This window comes from Vibrio sp. Isolate30 (assembly GCF_022397975.1).
Taxonomy (GTDB): Bacteria; Pseudomonadota; Gammaproteobacteria; order Enterobacterales; family Vibrionaceae; genus Vibrio; species Vibrio fortis.
This window is the reverse complement of the sequence record NZ_JAKEUS010000001.1, coordinates 1,534,966-1,552,071: the sequence shown is the minus strand read 5'-3', so window position 1 is coordinate 1,552,071 and position 17,106 is coordinate 1,534,966. Positions and strand designations below refer to the sequence as shown.

At 44.2% G+C, this 17,106-nt stretch carries 17 protein-coding genes; 11 read left to right on the top strand and 6 right to left on the bottom strand.

From position 1 onward, the window contains the following. Positions 1-22 precede the first annotated feature (22 nt). The 7 genes from L1D60_RS06735 (at position 23) to L1D60_RS06705 (ending at position 5,492) form a co-directional block, all read left to right on the top strand. On the top strand, positions 23-1,072 hold the full coding sequence (locus L1D60_RS06735; protein ID WP_239840321.1) for a COX15/CtaA family protein: 1,050 nt from the start codon (positions 23-25) through the stop codon (positions 1,070-1,072). Next, complete coding sequence (gene cyoE, locus L1D60_RS06730) at positions 1,065-1,988, top strand: heme o synthase (protein ID WP_239840320.1); 924 nt, start codon at positions 1,065-1,067, stop codon at positions 1,986-1,988. Before L1D60_RS06735 ends, cyoE begins: the two co-directional genes overlap by 8 nt. Before the next feature lie 220 nt (positions 1,989-2,208). Further along, entirely contained in the window at positions 2,209-2,559 is a 351-nt protein-coding gene (locus L1D60_RS06725; protein WP_239840319.1) for a helix-turn-helix transcriptional regulator, read from the top strand. A gap of 98 nt (positions 2,560-2,657) precedes the next feature. Beyond that, positions 2,658-3,323: a DUF3313 domain-containing protein gene (locus L1D60_RS06720; RefSeq protein ID WP_239840318.1), complete on the top strand. Its 666-nt coding sequence runs from the start codon at positions 2,658-2,660 to the stop codon at positions 3,321-3,323. An 18-nt stretch (positions 3,324-3,341) separates the two neighbouring features. Further along, positions 3,342-3,557, top strand: a complete 216-nt coding sequence (locus tag L1D60_RS06715; protein WP_239840317.1) for a DUF3820 family protein — start codon at positions 3,342-3,344, stop codon at positions 3,555-3,557. A gap of 294 nt (positions 3,558-3,851) precedes the next feature. Continuing rightward, positions 3,852-4,904, top strand: coding sequence for a 3-deoxy-7-phosphoheptulonate synthase AroG (gene aroG, locus L1D60_RS06710; RefSeq protein WP_150868654.1), 1,053 nt, complete (start codon positions 3,852-3,854; stop codon positions 4,902-4,904). Between the two features lie 174 nt (positions 4,905-5,078). Beyond that, the gene (locus tag L1D60_RS06705; protein WP_239840316.1) at positions 5,079-5,492 is read left to right on the top strand and encodes a hypothetical protein; all 414 of its coding nucleotides are present in this window, start codon (positions 5,079-5,081) and stop codon (positions 5,490-5,492) included. A 70-nt stretch (positions 5,493-5,562) separates the two neighbouring features. Here L1D60_RS06705 and L1D60_RS06700 read toward each other — a convergent pair whose 3' ends face one another. Then, entirely contained in the window at positions 5,563-6,678 is a 1,116-nt protein-coding gene (locus tag L1D60_RS06700) for a mechanosensitive ion channel family protein (RefSeq protein WP_239840315.1), read from the bottom strand. Between the two features lie 280 nt (positions 6,679-6,958). Between L1D60_RS06700 and L1D60_RS06695 the strand changes: the two genes are divergently transcribed. After that, the gene (locus L1D60_RS06695; protein WP_239840314.1) at positions 6,959-7,618 is read left to right on the top strand and encodes a TrkA family potassium uptake protein; all 660 of its coding nucleotides are present in this window, start codon (positions 6,959-6,961) and stop codon (positions 7,616-7,618) included. An 8-nt stretch (positions 7,619-7,626) separates the two neighbouring features. Then, complete coding sequence (locus L1D60_RS06690; RefSeq protein WP_239840313.1) at positions 7,627-8,994, top strand: TrkH family potassium uptake protein; 1,368 nt, start codon at positions 7,627-7,629, stop codon at positions 8,992-8,994. Positions 8,995-9,056: 62 nt separating this feature from the next. Here the strand turns inward: L1D60_RS06690 and msrB are convergent, their stop codons facing one another. Beyond that, positions 9,057-10,199, bottom strand: a complete 1,143-nt coding sequence (gene msrB, locus L1D60_RS06685; RefSeq protein ID WP_239840312.1) for a peptide-methionine (R)-S-oxide reductase MsrB — start codon at positions 10,197-10,199, stop codon at positions 9,057-9,059. Positions 10,200-10,417: 218 nt separating this feature from the next. Between msrB and L1D60_RS06680 the strand changes: the two genes are divergently transcribed. Beyond that, positions 10,418-10,816 (top strand): OsmC family protein, encoded by a 399-nt coding sequence (locus L1D60_RS06680; protein ID WP_239840311.1) that lies wholly within the window; start codon positions 10,418-10,420, stop codon positions 10,814-10,816. An 85-nt stretch (positions 10,817-10,901) separates the two neighbouring features. Here the strand turns inward: L1D60_RS06680 and L1D60_RS06675 are convergent, their stop codons facing one another. The 4 genes from L1D60_RS06675 to phnW all read right to left on the bottom strand — a co-directional run bounded on the left by L1D60_RS06675 (position 10,902) and on the right by phnW (position 15,777). Then, entirely contained in the window at positions 10,902-11,978 is a 1,077-nt protein-coding gene (locus L1D60_RS06675) for an OmpA family protein (protein WP_239840310.1), read from the bottom strand. A gap of 400 nt (positions 11,979-12,378) precedes the next feature. Next, complete coding sequence (gene phnX, locus L1D60_RS06670) at positions 12,379-13,197, bottom strand: phosphonoacetaldehyde hydrolase (RefSeq protein WP_239840309.1); 819 nt, start codon at positions 13,195-13,197, stop codon at positions 12,379-12,381. Between the two features lie 64 nt (positions 13,198-13,261). After that, on the bottom strand, positions 13,262-14,674 hold the full coding sequence (locus tag L1D60_RS06665) for an aspartate aminotransferase family protein (protein WP_239840308.1): 1,413 nt from the start codon (positions 14,672-14,674) through the stop codon (positions 13,262-13,264). Further along, the gene (phnW, locus tag L1D60_RS06660) at positions 14,671-15,777 is read right to left on the bottom strand and encodes a 2-aminoethylphosphonate--pyruvate transaminase (protein WP_239840307.1); all 1,107 of its coding nucleotides are present in this window, start codon (positions 15,775-15,777) and stop codon (positions 14,671-14,673) included. Before phnW ends, L1D60_RS06665 begins: the two co-directional genes overlap by 4 nt. 299 nt (positions 15,778-16,076) lie before the next feature. Here phnW and L1D60_RS06655 point away from each other — a divergent pair, with 299 nt between their 5' ends. Next, positions 16,077-17,087 carry a putative 2-aminoethylphosphonate ABC transporter substrate-binding protein gene (locus L1D60_RS06655; protein ID WP_239840306.1) on the top strand — a complete coding sequence of 337 codons (1,011 nt, stop codon included), beginning with the start codon at positions 16,077-16,079 and terminating at the stop codon, positions 17,085-17,087. Positions 17,088-17,106: the final 19 nt, after the last annotated feature.

The window sequence follows — 17,106 nt, the reverse complement described above, 5'->3', positions numbered from 1 at the left end:
ACAGGTAGGGAGAGCGATATTGATGATGAATTCAACCCCTAGGCCATTGCTGTTACTGGTTAAAGTGAGCCTGATTCTAACGCTCACTGTGATTATATTGGGCGCTTATACTCGTCTATCTGATGCCGGTTTAGGCTGTCCTGATTGGCCGGGCTGTTATGGCAAACTTGTCGTTCCATCAAGCGAATCCGCTGTTGCTAACGCAAATCTAGAATACCCAGAGCGTGTTCTGGAGGCAGATAAAGCTTGGATAGAGATGGTGCATCGTTATTTTGCGGGAACGTTAGGGTTACTAATTTTTGCGATTACCGCTTGGAGCATATCTAAACGCGTTACTCCAATTGGATTGCCGCTACTTATTGCCGCAACGGTTATTTTTCAAGCGCTGCTCGGAATGTGGACGGTCACGCTGAAACTGATGCCTGTTATTGTGATGGCACACCTTATGGGAGGGTTTACTCTACTCTCTTTGCTTAGCTTGTTGCACTGTCGATTAAATAAGGTTGGGCAGGGGTTTGCACCATTCAAATCTCTTTGGTTGCGATTCTGGGCAAGCATAAGTTTGGTTGTGGTGATAGGTCAGATCTTGCTCGGTGGTTGGACTTCGTCGAATTACGCGGCACTCGTTTGTACTCAGCTGCCTATTTGTGAGGGTAACTGGCTGGCCTACCTAGATTTTGATAAGGCGTTCGATCTTTGGCAACGTGGTCACGACAATTATGAGTTTGGTGTTTTGGAGTACCCAGCGCGTTTGACGATTCATGTTATGCATCGGTTTGGTGCTATGGCCGCCGTATTGGTTGTATTAATCACGGTTTATCAGCTCTGGTCTCAAGCTGGGCATGGTCAAAGAAAACTAGGTGCTATTTTAGCTTTTGTGCTGTTCTGTCAGGTAGGGCTTGGCATTAGTAATGTCTGGTTCCATTTGCCTATTTCGGTCGCAGTGATGCACAACTTGGTCGCGGCACTGTTATTGGTGACTTTAGTCGTGACAAATTTCTTAGTGTGGCAGCGCCAAACTAGAGACTTTTTATTGAAGGGAAGCGCATTAGGCGGAGGTAAGCATGGCTAGTAGAACGGATACGCATAATCAATTTGTACCATCGTCTAACACTACTGTTCGAGAAAAAGCAGCATGGAGAGTCTACCTGACTCTCACCAAGCCCAAGGTCGTTGCGCTGATGTTACTTACGGCGCTGGTAGGGATGTGTCTTGCCGTACCTAACGGGTTACCCATTCAACAAACGCTCGTGGGGCTTATTGGTATTGGTCTCATGGCTGGGTCAGCAGCGGCCTTTAATCACCTCATTGATAGAAGAATTGATGGGCAGATGAGCAGGACGAGTAGAAGACCATTACCCTCTGGCGAGCTTAATAGCACTCGCGTGTTTCTTTTTGCAGCAGCGATCGGTGTTATCGGTTTTGTTGCTTTGGTGATGTGGGTAAATGCTCTCACAGCTTGGTTAACTTTTGCGAGCTTGTTAGGTTATGCGGTGGTTTATACCATGTACCTCAAGCGAGCGACACCTCAAAACATCGTCATCGCGGGTATTGCTGGTGCGATGCCGCCTTTACTGGGCTGGACGGCTGTAACCAATGAGTTGCATTCTCACGCTTGGTTATTAGTGATGATCATCTTCATTTGGACACCTCCACACTTTTGGGCATTGGCGATTCATCGAAGAGACGAGTATGCCAAAGTCAACATTCCTATGCTGCCTGTGACGCACGGGATCGAATACACTAAGACATCCATTTTGCTCTATACATTGCTTCTTAGCGTAGTGTGTATTTTGCCAGTACTGGTGGGGATGAGCGGGTGGATTTATCTTAGCGCTTCGCTACTGCTAAATGGTGGGTTTATCTATCATGCTTGGGTTCTTAAGTATCGCAGTAACTCCAGCAGCGCGATGCAAACTTTCAAGTTTTCCATTTATCACTTAATGGTGTTGTTTGCTGCACTATTGCTTGATCACTACCTTTTGTAAACTGCAACAATATTGGAGTTAATGGCGAAGTGCCTTGTATGTATTTATTGCGTGTATACGAGGTAGTTTGTCGTTGATAACACAATCAGAGGCGGCATACTCTCGTAAAAAACTGAGTTCATAACAAAACCAAACCTTTGGGTTTCACTAACCTTACGTTGACATAATTTCAATAGAAATTAGCACAATTAATAGGTCTGAATTATACAAAGGAACCCTCATGGAGTTTACTGATCTGGATAGGGATGCACTCTATCAAACTTGGATGTCACAAAAATCGCGCATGCGACTGACTCAAATGGAATTTTCTAAGAAGTTAGGCATGAATCAACTTGCCTTCTCAAGAATGCTAAGAGGTGAAACGCCACTGACGATGTCTTTTGTTAGTCAGTTCTGTCGTTTGCTACACCTTGAACCTAAGAACATTCTTCCATCGTTAAAAGAGGGCAGTGAAGGGCCTAAGATCGTCTATTTACAAAGCAGAATGAGCGTCGATGGTGAGATCCAAAATGCTTATATTGAGGGTAATCAGGTGGTCGTTGAATATGCACACACGGTGAAAACCAACTAACTTTAGAAATTGATCGTATATTACTAATAAATTTTCGACATTTCTTTTATATATGGTATAGCATTCTTTGTTGATTCAGTTAATGACCGAGTGCTTATATGCGATTTCTAAAATACTTCCTTCTGGTTGCCATCAGTATGACTCTTTTTGGGTGTGCTGGTGGCCCAATCCAAAAAGCCACTAAATTCACTTCTTATGAAGACTTCACCTCAGGTCCAGACGGCGGTGTCGACCTAGTATGGGCTCGCATTGGTCTGCGCGATGTAGATCGCCTACAGAACAAATTAGATGAGTATGATTCAGTAGTGATTGACCAAATCTTCGTGCTGACCGAAGAGGGTTCGATAGATTCTGATGACGTCCAAGAATTAACGGATCACATGTTAGAGCGCTTGACCGAAAGAATTTCCCAATACAAAACGGTTGTTAGTGAGCCAAATGGTCGTAGCTTGAGGATTAGTATCGCGTTGAGCAATGTCGAAACGCCTAATCCTATCTTAGCTGTCACGAGCAGTGTGTTGCCTTTTGGTTTAGCTATGTCAACGATCTCTAAGGTGGCCACTGGTGAGCACACCAATGTGGGCAGCGCCAGTATTGAATTGTTGGTCAGTGATGCGCAAGATGGCACGCCGCTGTTTGCCGCTATTGATCGCCAAGCAGGAAACAAAGATTTTTCAACGATGATTGACTCCCTTGATGACGCTAAAGATGCGATTAATTACTGGGTTGAACGTTTAGGTGTTACTCTAGCTAACAGAGAATAATCTGAATAAGACAGCATGATGCTAGACAAAGAAAATTTGATGAAATTGGCTCGAGTACAGATGCCATTTGGAAAGTACTCAGGGCGAGTGTTAATAGACCTTCCGGAAGAATATTTGCTGTGGTTTGACAAGAAAGGTTTCCCCAACGGGGAGCTTGGAGACTTGTTGAAGCTCTGTTTGGCGTTGAAAATTGAAGGGCTAGACAGCGTAGTTAAGCCTCTGAAAAGAATGTAAAGCGTAAAATAGCTGGCAAAATGTCAGCTGTTTTTTTATTCAAATATTGATGATAGTAAAGCTGATTTTCATCTAAGTGTCTGTAAAGTAAATGTTTAATTGTGGTGTAAAATTAATTGTACGAAGTGTTTTTGATGTAAAATATAAAAAAAATTGCGTTTTTTTTAAATTAGTGATTGAAACTCTCGTTTTTCCTAGATAAGTTACAGGGAACAAGACGATAAGCGCCGATGTAAAAATTGTGCACACAAAATGTACACTCGGCTCAAGGATAGAAATAGGAAGAAGTAAGCAATGTTTCAAACAGATGATGTACGAATTAATAAAGTAAAAGAGTTATTACCCCCTGTTGCTGTATTAGAAAAGTTTCCTGCGACAGAAGTTGCTTCTTCTACAACTTTTGAAAGCCGTAAAGCGATTCATAATATTTTGGAAGATAAAGATGATCGCCTGCTTGTGATCGTTGGTCCGTGTTCTATTCACGATCCAGAAGCGGCACTTGAGTATGGCAAGCGTTTGAAAGTACTGCGTGATGAGCTGGGTGATCGTCTAGAAATCGTAATGCGTGTTTACTTTGAGAAGCCACGTACTACTGTCGGTTGGAAAGGTCTAATCAACGACCCATACATGGATGACACGTTTAAGCTAAATGACGGCTTGCGTATGGGCCGTAAACTTCTACTAGACCTAACAGACATGGGTATGCCAACCGCAAGTGAATTCCTAGATATGATCACGCCACAATACGTAGCGGATTTGATCAGCTGGGGTGCAATTGGCGCTCGAACAACGGAATCACAAGTTCACCGTGAGCTGGCGTCTGGTCTTTCTTGCCCAGTTGGTTTTAAGAATGGTACTGATGGCAACATCAAGATCGCAACCGACGCTATTCGTTCTGCGAGCTCATCTCACCACTTCTTATCTGTAACTAAATACGGTCACTCTGCTATCGTAGAAACTGCAGGTAATCCAGACTGTCATATTATTTTGCGTGGCGGTAAAGAGCCAAACTACAGCGCAGAGCACGTAGCTAAGATCAAACAAGAACTTGAAGCATCAGGTCTGCCACAAAAAGTGATGATTGATTTCAGCCATGCAAACAGCTCTAAGCAATTTAAGCGTCAACTGAATGTTTCAGACGACGTTAGCGCACAAATCGCTGGCGGCGATGCTGCTGTATTCGGTGTGATGATCGAGTCACATCTTGTTGAAGGTCGCCAAGATCTTGTTGATGGCAAGGTAGAAACTTACGGTCAATCAATCACTGATGCTTGTATTGGTTGGGAAGACACAGAAACTGTTTTGCGTCAGCTGGCGGATGCAGTTGAGAGTCGTCGTAACAAGTAATATTGTTGGCTGAATAACAAAAACCTTGCTGTCTCGCAGCAAGGTTTTTTTGTTTTCTGACCTAGAAAAGTCGAGAACCGCTTTTTTAAAATATAGGTATACCATAAACCGTTGACTTACCGTATTGGTGATGGTTAAATGAAATGGTGTTCGATAACTTGAAGGGTTTGATCAATGAAAACAAAATTCGTGCTTCCGAGTATTGCTTTAGTGGCTTTTTCTGCGTTCAACGCATCTACAGTAGAAGCGGCGCAGGGTTTTACTGCGGAGCAGTTATGTAAAGCAGGCCTTGCTTTGGCAATTGATAAGAAACCCCGCGGGATCAAAGCCACTTCAAGCACTACAAATCAACGCATTCTGCTTAGCGTAAAAGATGGTAAGAACGATTGGGATTACCGCTGTAAGGTCAATCGCGGAAATAAAACGGTAAAGCTGGAAGCTCGTGAACTTAAGCGCAATGATAAGTTTCTAGGACACGCAATACGCTATGATGTTACGGATACAAAGCGTTCTGTGAAAGTCACGATGAAGAAACGCTCAAGTAGTGGATTGATTAACGAAACCTTCTCTAGTATTCAACTAAAATAGCTCGTAGTTAACGAGCGATGAAGAACATCAAATAGCAAAGAGCCATACGTAATAGTATGGCTCTTTTGGTTTAAAGGCTGCTCTCAGGCGTACTTGGCGTGTCGTGCTCAGGAATATGGGCGACTCCCTGCTGCAGGTGTAGGGTTTGTGTTGGGAATGCGACGTCAGCTTTATGAGCGTGCACAATCTCAAGCACTTTAAGTAATACATCCTGTTTGACTTCGTGAAAACGAATCCAATTAACTGTTTTTGTGAAGGTATAGATAAAGAAATTCAGAGATGAAGGGCCAAACTTGTCAAAATTGACGATGAGCGTTTGCTTGGCATCAATATCCGGATGGTTCTCTAGCATCGTTTTTACGTCATCCACGATCGCTTGCATTTTATCGGCGTCTTCGTAACGCAGGCCGATGGTTTCGTTGATACGACGATTAAGCATGCGTGAAGGGTTTTCCACAACGATGTTACTGAAGACAGAGTTCGGTACGTATATCGGGCGTTTGTCGAAGGTTCTGATAATGGTCATACGCCATCCAATACGTTCTACGGTGCCTTCAATTTTACGGTCAGGAGAGCGAATCCAGTCACCGACTTTGAATGGACGATCGAAGTAGATCATCATGCCGCCAAAGAAGTTAGATAATAAGTCCTTCGCCGCCAAACCGACGATTAAACCACCCACACCACCAAAAGTAAGAAGGCCTGACAGACTCAACCCAAAGGTTTGCATGATGGTCAGTGCACCCATCACCATAAAGAATAGACGGAATACTTTCGCGATGGCCTGTACTGTCGTTTCATCTCGTTTCTTCTGAGCTAGGATGTACTCCTCGCTGTTAGAGATCATTCTGAGAGTGAACCAAACAAAGGTACAGATGATTAAGATGTGCTTTAGGGTTCTAAGCCAATTGATTTCACCTCCAAACTCCCCTTGAAGTATTAACCCCAAAGAGACAGTACCAGGCCAACACCACAACACGGTGCTGATCGGTGTTTTCAAAGCATCGAGCAGCAAGTCATCCCAATGGAAAGCGGTTTTCTTGGCCAGAATTTCCAATCGACTATGAAGAATTCGCCATGCGATCCATGCGAAGAAACTGGCAATGGTGATGAATAGAACGCTGCTGCTCCACTCATGGTGGTTCGCACTTATGTAAGTCTGAACTTGTTGAAAAAAGTCGTTCATGATTTGAGTTCACTCGGTGATAACGCGGGTGTCTTAGCAAGTTCTGTGAGCAAGAAGCTCGGCGAAAGGTATCACCACCGTTTTTCTCGGCAGTTTTATGCAATTACTTGCTATGACAGAAAAATAATGTGGCCGAAATTAGCAGAAATCGAATTTGTTCTCTACCTTTAAAATCAAGAGATTAGGAAAAAATCCGAATGAGACGCTGAGTATTGGTATTTACTTAGCGTTGCTATTGATGATTTGTTATTTCGCCTCACCAATGAGGATAGAGGAAATTATGACGGATAAACAGTTTGCTGTGATTGGTTTAGGACGTTTTGGGCTTGCAGTATGTAGAGAGCTTCAAGATTCTGGAGCGCAAGTGCTAGCGGTGGATATTAACGAAGAGCGAGTTAAAGAAGCGGCAGCCTTTGTTTCACAAGGTATTGTGGCGAACTGTACCAGTGAACAAACCGTGAAAGAGTTACGATTGGACGAGTATGACATGATCATGGTTTCAATTGGGTCGGATGTGAATGCGAGCATTCTAACTACACTAGTTGTGAAAGAGGCAGGCTCCAAAACTGTTTGGGTAAAGGCGAATGATAAGTTTCACGCTAAGATCCTAGCCAAGATTGGGGCTGACCATGTCATTCTTCCCGAGCGAGATATGGGTATCCGAGTTGCGAGGAAGATGCTCGATAGACGAGTGCTAGAGTTTATCGATTTAGGTAGTGAGCTTGCTCTGACTGAAATCGTGATTGGGCACAACCTGCTTGGGCGCCCACTCTCTGATCTCAAGCTTTGCCAGCAGAATGAGGTTCATGTTTTAGGTTTTAAACGTGGCCCTAACTTAGTCAAAGCGCCAGAGTTGGATATTAGTTTAGAGATCGGTGACGTGGTTATCATTGCTGGGCCTAAAGAGCTATTGGCTAATCGACTAAAATCATTGTCATAAGGCGGGTTATGCATTCAGTTCATCGAAAAGGATTGTTCTACACCTTAAAGCCAGACAATAAGCCTAAGAAGGGATCGGAGCCCAAGATTATCCTTACTAGCTTTCTTGGTGTCCTTATTCCTTCGGCTCTGCTCCTTACTCTGCCTGTATTCTCCGTTACAGGTCTATCATTCACCGATGCGCTTTTCACTGCCACATCGGCCATTAGTGTTACAGGGCTAGGTGTGGTAGATACAGGAACGCACTTTACCCTGTCTGGAAAAATCTTATTAATGTTTCTGATGCAGGTTGGTGGACTCGGGCAAATGACTTTGTCTGCTGTCCTGCTGTATATGTTTGGTGTGAGACTCAGCTTGAAGCAGCAAGCACTTGCCAAAGAGGCGTTAGGGCAAGATAAACGTGTGAACCTCAGAAGCTTAGTCAAAAAGATCATTGCCTTTGCACTCATCGCTGAATTGATTGGTTTTGCTCTTCTATGTTTTCGTTGGGTTCCGGAATATGGATGGGCAACAGGGAGTTTTTACGCTCTGTTCCATGCTATTTCAGCTTTTAACAATGCTGGTTTTGCACTGTTTTCGGATAGCATGATGACGTTCGTTGATGACCCTCTGGTTATTTTTACCCTGGCTGGATTGTTCATCTTTGGAGGCTTGGGTTTTACCGTCGTTGGTGATCTCGTCTCGAACTGGCGTCGCGGCTTTAATCACCTGCATCTTCATACCAAAATTATGTTAACAGCGACTCCGACGCTACTTTTAGTCGGAACTGTATTGTTCTGGTTATTAGAACGCAATAATAGTGAAACGATGCAAGGACTTACAACGAACGGTCAATGGCTGGCAGCATTCTTTCAATCAGCCAGTGCTCGTACTGCAGGTTTTAATAGTGTTGACCTTACTCACTATACTCAGCCCGCTCTGCTTGTCATGATTGTATTGATGCTAATCGGTGCCGGTTCAACGTCAACCGGGGGAGGGATCAAGGTATCGACGTTTGCAGTGGCGTTTGTGGCGACGTGGAGTTTCTTGCGTCAGAAAAAACACGTGGTGATGTTTAAGCGCACCGTTTCTTGGCAAGCGGTGACTAAATCACTCGCAATTATCGTAGTCAGTGGAGCTATGTTGACGACAGCGATGTTTTTACTGATGTTAACGGAGAAAGCGGCGTTTGATCGCGTGATGTTTGAAGTGATATCAGCCTTTGCAACTGTTGGTTTGACCGCAGGGCTGACGGCAAATCTTTCTGAACCGGGTAAGTACATTATGGTTGTTGTGATGGTCATTGGTCGAATAGGGCCTTTAACTTTAGCCTATATGTTAGCTCGACCAGAGCCTTCATTAGTGAAATACCCAGAAGATACCGTTTTAACGGGTTAACTAGTGAAAGCATAAAGGTGAAAAAGCCAGCATCTCCGCTGGCTTTTGTTTTCTCTTGGTGATTACCCTTCAAACATTTCTAAATACTCTCCGTAACCCTCTTCAGCGAGCTTCTCGACCGGAATGAATCGCATAGCGGCTGAGTTCATGCAGTAACGTAATCCTGTGGGCTTTGGACCATCTTTGAACACATGACCAAGGTGTGAATCACCAAAGCGGCTGCGTACTTCGGTACGTGGATAAAGCAATTTGTAATCGGTTGTTGTTACGATGTAGTTGTCGTTGATCGGTTGCGTGAAACTCGGCCAACCTGTACCTGACTTATATTTGTCTTTTGACGAGAAAAGCGGCTCGCCTGTTACTATATCAACATAGATGCCTTCTTCTTTGTTATCCCAATACTCATTATTGAAAGGGCGCTCAGTTGCATCTTTTTGAGTCACATTGTATTGCAGCGATGTCAGCTTCTGTTTGATCTCATCTTGTGAAGGCTTAGTGTAAACTTTCACGTTTGCAGCTTGGTTTTTGCCATCTAATATTTGGCGAATCGTTTGTGGGTTTTCTTGGCGATCATCACCAAAGATTTTATCTAGGTATTGATCTCGGCCTGATGCATAGCGGTAGTAGTTATAACGAACTTTGCTCTTTTTGTAATAATCCTGGTGGTAATCTTCCGCTGGCCAGAATTTTTTAAACTCAATCAACTCAGTTTTTAGAGGAGCACCAAATAGGTTTGCTTCTTCAATCTCATTCATGAAGTTTTGAGCAATCTCTTTCTGTTCCGCATCATGATAGAAAACAGCTGGGCGATATTGAGGACCACGATCTACGAACGAACCTTTGTCGTCGGTCGGGTCGATATGGCGAAAGAATTGGTCAAGCACTTGCTCATAGTTAACCACACTAGGGTCATAAACAACTTTGATTACCTCAATGTGTTCAGTTTTGCCTGACGCCACTTGCTTGTATGTTGGGTTTTCCAGTTTCCCTCCTGAGTAACCCGAAACAACATCAATCACCCCATTGAGCTTTTCAAGATCGGACTCGGTACACCAGAAACAACCGCCAGCTAAAGTTGCAACTTCGGTTTTACCTGAGTGTGCCGCTTTATCCATTGTATTGGCTGTGCCTGTTTGGCTAACAAATAGTGAAACCAGTGGTAATGCAACCACGAGTGAAACCAATATTTTAGATAATTTCTTCATAGATACCTCATCTTGACGTTTACTCATTCGATGCTGAATGTACGAATAGAGACAGGAGTTCGATGGAAAAAATTACACTATTCACTAAAAAAATATTTCGAAATTAAATTGAACGCGTTTATACAGCACAACTTGCTCTTCAAAACGACCAGTAGTAGGGTGGCGCTTATGTAGTTGTATAACCATGATGAGTGCTTGTCGCTCGATTAAGGAAAAACATGAAAGCAGAAGTTAAATGGGTAGAAGGTTTTAAGTTTCTGGGTCAATCTCAATCTGGTCATTCTATCGTAATGGACGGTAGCGGCGGTGCCACAGCTCCAAGCCCAATGGAGATGGTGTTAATGGCTGCAGGTGGTTGTAGCTCCGTTGACGTCGTTGATGGACTAAAAGAAGCTGGACAAGCGATTACCGGCTGCAATGCAAAGCTTGAGACAGAGCGTCGTGAAACAGCGCCAAAGATCTTCACTGCAATCAATATTCACTTTGAAGTGTCTGGTGACAACCTAGATAAAGAGCTTGTTGCGAAAGTATGTGCGGATTCTTTAGAAAAATACTGCTCAGTGTGTTTGATGCTAGGCGCGGGTGTGGAAATGACGCACAGCTGGGAAATCGTCTAACAAAAAGAAAGGCCACGTATTTGTCATACGTGGCCTTCGTTCGAGTTGATAGTTATGCAGCTAGTTTAAGCTGTATAGTAGTCAATTATTGAGCAGTCTCTTCAACCATTACTTTTTCAACCTGAACTTCTTCAGTGTATTCAAAGCCTGGAATGGTCGCTTCTACGCGTCGGTTCATTGCACGACCTTCCGCTGTATCATTGGTTGCTACAGGGTTTTCTTCACCTTCACCTGTTGCAGTAATACGGCTAGCATCAATGCCTTGCTCTTCGATGTACGCTGCAACGGCTGCAGCACGTTTCTTCGATACTGTCATATTGTACTCAGCAGAACCCGTTGAGTCAGTGTGACCAACAACTTGAACACTAGATTCTGGGTGAGCCTGAAGTACAGCAATCAGAGGCCCAAGCGCTGCCTTACCGTCTGCTGATAGCTCAGTGCTGTTCGTTGCGAACATCTCTTGAGAGAAACTTTCCGTTTGTTCTTTAGTGACTACAACGGTTGTTTTCTCTTCCATCACAATCTCTTCAACGATTGGTTCAGAAGGCGCTTGTGTAACGGCTGCCGCTGCGGCTACTGCTGGAACACCAGCTGCCGTAGTGTTACCTGTTCCGAAGTTGTAGCTTACACCAAGTGTTAGCAAGTTAGCGTTAACGTCTTGGATGTATTTGTCATCAAAGCCATCAAAGTATTGATATTCAAGACGCAGTGCTAGATCGTTGATAAATTCTTTCTCAACACCGATACCTGCTGACAGCACGAAATCATCTTCACCGCCGTGAGAGACATACGCAGGGCCTGCTTTAACAAACACATCGAATGCTTGTTGAATTGGGAAACGATAAGTTGGAGAAAGTGCAATAGCAATCATCGGATCGCTAAATTCGACTGCTGTGCCACTAGGGCCAGCGAAACTTGTTTTAAAGTCGCCGATCATGTTGGAGTCTAGTTCTACACCCCATTGCTCAGAAAACTTGTAACCAGAGTAAATACCCCAGCCAACCACACTATCATCACATTGAGCACCTGACACACACGCGTTATCTAGCCAGCCAGAACCAATCTTAGCGCCCACATATGTAGTGTTCGCCAATACTGAAGGTGCTGCTGCAAGACCAGAGGTTGCGATAAGTGCACACATAATTTTTGACAGTCTTTTCATAATCTTATCCTTGTGATTAATTTTTATTCTTACCTGAATCTGCCATTAAATGGTCATCGACTGTATGTAACTCACTGCTTTCAGACGATAACTGGAGGCGCTGATCCAGCTGGAATCTATCTATATGAGCGGTAATTCTATTGTTAATCCTATTGCACATGAGAGTCAACAAAATTGTTAAAAATTATGCATTTAACTTATTTGTAATTGTTAAGTTATCAACAACGGATGTGAATATATAAAGATATAGCTCAAGGTTTTGATTTTACAAATTTTATTCTAGAAAAGAGTTCAAAATCTTGCGCTACTTCATGCTTATAAAACGAACAAAACCCGATGCCAAGAAATTGACACCGGGAATGAATCGTTGAAAAGCAATTATAGGGTGTGCGGCGTGAAGCTAAGGGCGTTCTCCACGTAAGATACGAGCTTCGATTTGTTTGATAACGCCAGGTAGATCATCAATGGTATCAATCAGATAATGTGGTTTCGACTTTCCAAGTTTCTGTTTCGCCTTGTTTCGAGCAGCGATAAGTGTCGCTTCATCCGCTTGTTGGTACTCATCAAAGGTGAGTCCAGCTTCATTGCCAGACAGAAGTAGACCCACGGTCCACATACCAGCGTTATGGCCTTCATCGATTCCTGGTGCTGCATCATCAACTTTAATACACGCCGCAACATTCGTGACGCCTAAGTCTATGACGTTTTTCAGAGCCATGAATGGAGCAGGGCGACCACCTTGTGGAAGATCGTCAGTAGCGACAACACAATCAGGGTGATAACCGTAGTCTGCGGCTACAGGGATGAGCACGTCCATCACTTGGCGTGGGTAACCTGAACATGAGCCGATTTTTACCCCTTGCGCTTTCAGGTTATTCACCACTTCGATTGCATTCATGATTGGTGCGGCGTGGTCAGCGACTTTCGCTTTCTGTAATGGCATGAATGCCGCGTATATTGCATCAATATCTTCGGAATTCATCTCTCTGCCGAACTGGTTCTGCCAGCGAGCCTTTACCGAAGGTAACTGACCAACGGCGTGGATATGATCCCATTTACCGAGTCCCATAGGCTCACGCGCCTCTTCAAGGGAGATATGAAAATCGAACCCTTGCTTGAAAGCTTCGACAAAGATACTGGTTGGGGCGAATGAACCGAAGTCTACGATGGTGCCGGCCCAGTCGAAAATTACAGCTTGGATTGCGGATGAATGTGTCATGATTCTGTGTCCTATATAAGCCTTGAGATAAGAATCAAGGCTGTGGTTAATTTGTTGGTGCGAATTAGGTTAACGTTTGGTAACCAAAGTCTTGGCATACCTTGGAAATGGCAGTTTCAAAGATATCTAGGGCAGCGCTAAGGTCGCTTCGAGCAATAATTAGCGGGGGACTGAGTTGAGCGACGTTGCCTTGAGAAACTTTGAAGCTTAAGCCTTGGTTTAGGCATTGATAGAGCAGGGCTTCTGCTTCGTCGTAGGCGCGTGTTTTTGCGATAAGGTCTGAGACCAGTTCAACTCCCCAAAGCAGGCCGATACCGCGAACATCACCGATAATTGAGTAACGTCTCTTCATCTCGAGTAGACGCTGTTTCACAAATTGACTGTCGCTTTTCACCTTTTGTAAAAGGTTCTGTTGTTCGATGACCTGCATGGTTGCCAGCGCTGCTGCACAGCCAATTGGACTTTTTTCGTGTGTATAGTGGCCTAGAGATACTTGTGCTGCTGTGTTGTATTTGTCTTTGGTTACCATTGCTGCGATCGGAACTAAACCACCGCCAAAGCCTTTTCCGATACAGAGAATATCTGGCTCGATGTCATAAGCTTGATGAGTAAACCATTCACCGCTGCGCCCCATGCCGTTGGGGATATCGTCGATGATCAATAAGACATTGTGTTTGTCACAGATCTCTCTGATGCGTTTCCAGTATGCCTTGCTTGGTACTTGAACGTCAGTATTACGCACAGCCTCTGCGATAAAAGCACCAATGTCTCCCTCTTTCTCAATCACATACTCAAGGTAATCGGCGTAATGGACGTCAGAGTGTTGGTCGCCGTCGCGCAGTGGAAACGCTCCGCGATAAGATACGGCTGGAGGGATACGCTCTACGCCGGCCATGAGTGGTCCCATCCCTTCTCGAAAACAGGCTTCTCCACCTACCGATATCGCGTCTAAAGATGCGCCATGGAAAGAGTCCCAAAGCGACACGACTTTGAAGTTGTTAGTGACATGTCTAGCGAGTTTAAGAGCCATACCAATGACAGAGGTGCCACCGGGTGCGAACAACACACGGTTGAGCTCGCCACCACAGATTTGCGTGAGTTTTTCTGCACACTCAATAGCGGTCTTGTTAGTAAAGCGTCGCGGAGAAAACGGTAGCGACGCTATTTGTTCGGTTACTTTTTTGACGACTTCTGGATGTCCATATCCCAATTGATGAACGTTATTTCCATGAAAATCCATGTACTTTTTACCCGTTGCGTCTTCAATGTAGATGCCTTCTGCATATTGCAAAGTATCTAAACAGGGCGTTGACATCGCCTGATGAAGAAACACGTCTGAATCTCTCTTAAGCAATGCCTGTGTTGTTTGATCTTCTAAAGAAGCGTTCCACTCCTGTCGCGCAGGCGTTGTGTTTACATCTCCTTCACTACGAAAGTGAGTGTGAGAGAGGTTCTCTTTTGATTCGCACTGCATCATGCTGTTACTTCCCAGTATTTTGCTTTGCTGATCGCGCCGATTAGACGTTCTATGTCAGTAGGGTAAACCTCACCAATGTGGCCAATGCGGAAACAATCAGCATTAGAGACTTTACCCGGATAGATAACGAAACCTTGTTGTTTAAGGCGCTCGTAGAACTCGTTGAATTGGTAGTCGCTATGAGTAGGAGAATAAAAAGAGGTTATAATTGGAGAGTGAAGATCGTCATTCAGTAACGGCTGGAAACCCAGAGAACGCATTCCAGCCACCAGTGTCTTCTGGTTGGTTGAATAACGTTGGAATCGCGCGGCAATACCACCTTCTTCCTCAAGCTCAATGAGCGCTTGATAGAACGCGCGCACGGTATGTGTTGGTGAAGTAAAGCGCCACTTACCGTGGTTAGCTTCCATGCAAGACCACTGGTCGTAAAGGTCTAAACTCAGTGAGCGAGCTTGTCCCTTGCACTTCTCAAGTTCATCCTGCTTCGCAATAACAAAACCAAAGCCCGGCACACCTTGAATACATTTATTCGCCGAGCTAATCATAAAATCGATACCAAGATCAGCGATGTCCATTGGGATACCACCGAAACTCGACATGGCATCTAGAATAACGACTTTGTCTTGTTGCTTCGCGAGTTGAGCAATCTCTTTAATTGGATTCAACATGCCTGTTGTGGTCTCGCAATGGACAATTGCTACATGGGTAATGCTTGGATCCATAGCCATTACCGTTTCCATTTCGTTCAAGTCAGGTTGTGATGTCTCGCCTGGTGAAACTACATGGCATGGAATGTTTAAATAGTGTGCAATTTGTGAGATGCGAGCGCCATAAGCTCCGTTATCGACCACAAGCAGTTTGCCTTCTGCACCAATGACACTACCTATCGTTGCTTCTACCGATGCTGTACCACTGCCTTGCATTAACACACTTGTATAGCCCGAGTGTTGAGTCGCAAGTTTGACCAACTTATGGCGTATGACTTGTACGATGTCTTTGTTGTATTCGTCATCCCAAGTGCACCAGTCTTTTAGCATCGCTTGGCGAACGGACTCAGAAGTAGAGAGAGGACCAGGGGTTAATAGCAAGTATTCGTTTTTCATGTTTATTTCCATTTGGACTATACCAATATTTAGCGCTACTTTATCAATCAGATTCGATAGAGGTAAAGACTAAAAGGAGTAGATTCACAAAAGCTTCACATTCAAAATTCTTGGTGATCATTTTGTGGTTAGAGATCTTTAAAATGCCATTTTTTGTTCATTTAATCGTCATAAAACTCGAATAGGTTAATATTTGTCATCTGGTACATACCAATAAGGTGTGTGCTCACTAATGGAAATGAAAGAATGTAAGTCGAATCGGCTGCATCCAATCTTGCTAGACAGTTCAACTGGAGAACATGATGAAAAACCGTTTTATGAAAGGATCACTTGCTGCACTTGTGTCACTACTGGCTACCAACGCATTTGCGGCCGAGGAAGTGACGGTTTATACAGCGTTTGAAACAGATATTTTGGCGAAGTACAAAAATGCATTTGAGAGCGAAAACCCAGACATTCGCATCAAATGGGTGCGTGATTCAACGGGCATTATGACGGCTAAACTATTAGCTGAGAAAAATAACCCACGTGCTGAAGTAGTGTGGGGGCTTGCTGGCTCATCTATGGCGCTTTTAAAAGAAGAGGGCATCCTGCAGCCGTATACACCTCAAGGGGTAGATGCACTTCGCGCAAATCTGAATGATCCACAATCTTCTCAGGCTTGGTACGGTAACGACGCCTTTTTTAATGCAGTGTGTTTTAACGAAGCTGTCGCAAAACAGTTGAACCTGCCGGCTCCTCAGTCGTGGGAAGATCTCACCAAACCTATCTATAAAGGCCACATTGCAATGCCAAACCCAGCGTCTTCTGGTACAGGTTACATGCAAGTTTCAGCGTGGCTGCAGAACATGGGTGAAGATCAAGCATGGAATTACATGCAAAAGTTGGATAAGAACATTGCGCATTACACGCATTCTGGATCGAAGCCATGTGTACAAGCCGGTATGGGTGAAGTCGCGATCGGTATCTCTATGGCAAGCCGTGGTGCCAAGCTGAAAACGCAAGGTGCTCCATTGGCAGTAATCACTCCAGCAGGTATCGGTTGGGAATCTGAAGCGGTTGGTCTTGTTAAATCATCAGAAGCAGCGAAACGTGTTGTTGACTGGTCGATTTCTAAAGCAGCAAATGAACTCTACATTGAGATGTACCCAGTCGTTGGCCATAAAGACGTAACTGCGACAGTGAAAAACTTCCCAAATGTTGAGAAGAATATGGCGAAGATGGACTTTGCTCGTATGGGCAGTGAGCGTGCAGACGTATTGAAAACTTGGTCTGACAAATTTGACGCGAAGTCTGAACCAAAATCTTAATCATAAAACTGAACAACAA

Excerpts from the sequence above, each read along its gene's own strand:
- L1D60_RS06735 (WP_239840321.1), top strand. The coding sequence starts at position 23 with ATGATGAATTCAACCCCTAGGCCATTGCTGTTACTGGTTAAAGTGAGC.
- cyoE (WP_239840320.1), top strand. The coding sequence starts at position 1,065 with ATGGCTAGTAGAACGGATACGCATAATCAATTTGTACCATCGTCTAAC.
- L1D60_RS06725 (WP_239840319.1), top strand. The coding sequence starts at position 2,209 with ATGGAGTTTACTGATCTGGATAGGGATGCACTCTATCAAACTTGGATG.
- L1D60_RS06720 (WP_239840318.1), top strand. The coding sequence starts at position 2,658 with ATGCGATTTCTAAAATACTTCCTTCTGGTTGCCATCAGTATGACTCTT.
- L1D60_RS06715 (WP_239840317.1), top strand. The coding sequence starts at position 3,342 with ATGCTAGACAAAGAAAATTTGATGAAATTGGCTCGAGTACAGATGCCA.
- aroG (WP_150868654.1), top strand. The coding sequence starts at position 3,852 with ATGTTTCAAACAGATGATGTACGAATTAATAAAGTAAAAGAGTTATTA.
- L1D60_RS06705 (WP_239840316.1), top strand. The coding sequence starts at position 5,079 with ATGAAAACAAAATTCGTGCTTCCGAGTATTGCTTTAGTGGCTTTTTCT.
- L1D60_RS06700 (WP_239840315.1), bottom strand. The coding sequence starts at position 6,678 with ATGAACGACTTTTTTCAACAAGTTCAGACTTACATAAGTGCGAACCAC.
- L1D60_RS06695 (WP_239840314.1), top strand. The coding sequence starts at position 6,959 with ATGACGGATAAACAGTTTGCTGTGATTGGTTTAGGACGTTTTGGGCTT.
- L1D60_RS06690 (WP_239840313.1), top strand. The coding sequence starts at position 7,627 with ATGCATTCAGTTCATCGAAAAGGATTGTTCTACACCTTAAAGCCAGAC.
- msrB (WP_239840312.1), bottom strand. The coding sequence starts at position 10,199 with ATGAAGAAATTATCTAAAATATTGGTTTCACTCGTGGTTGCATTACCA.
- L1D60_RS06680 (WP_239840311.1), top strand. The coding sequence starts at position 10,418 with ATGAAAGCAGAAGTTAAATGGGTAGAAGGTTTTAAGTTTCTGGGTCAA.
- L1D60_RS06675 (WP_239840310.1), bottom strand. The coding sequence starts at position 11,978 with ATGAAAAGACTGTCAAAAATTATGTGTGCACTTATCGCAACCTCTGGT.
- phnX (WP_239840309.1), bottom strand. The coding sequence starts at position 13,197 with ATGACACATTCATCCGCAATCCAAGCTGTAATTTTCGACTGGGCCGGC.
- L1D60_RS06665 (WP_239840308.1), bottom strand. The coding sequence starts at position 14,674 with ATGATGCAGTGCGAATCAAAAGAGAACCTCTCTCACACTCACTTTCGT.
- phnW (WP_239840307.1), bottom strand. The coding sequence starts at position 15,777 with ATGAAAAACGAATACTTGCTATTAACCCCTGGTCCTCTCTCTACTTCT.
- L1D60_RS06655 (WP_239840306.1), top strand. The coding sequence starts at position 16,077 with ATGATGAAAAACCGTTTTATGAAAGGATCACTTGCTGCACTTGTGTCA.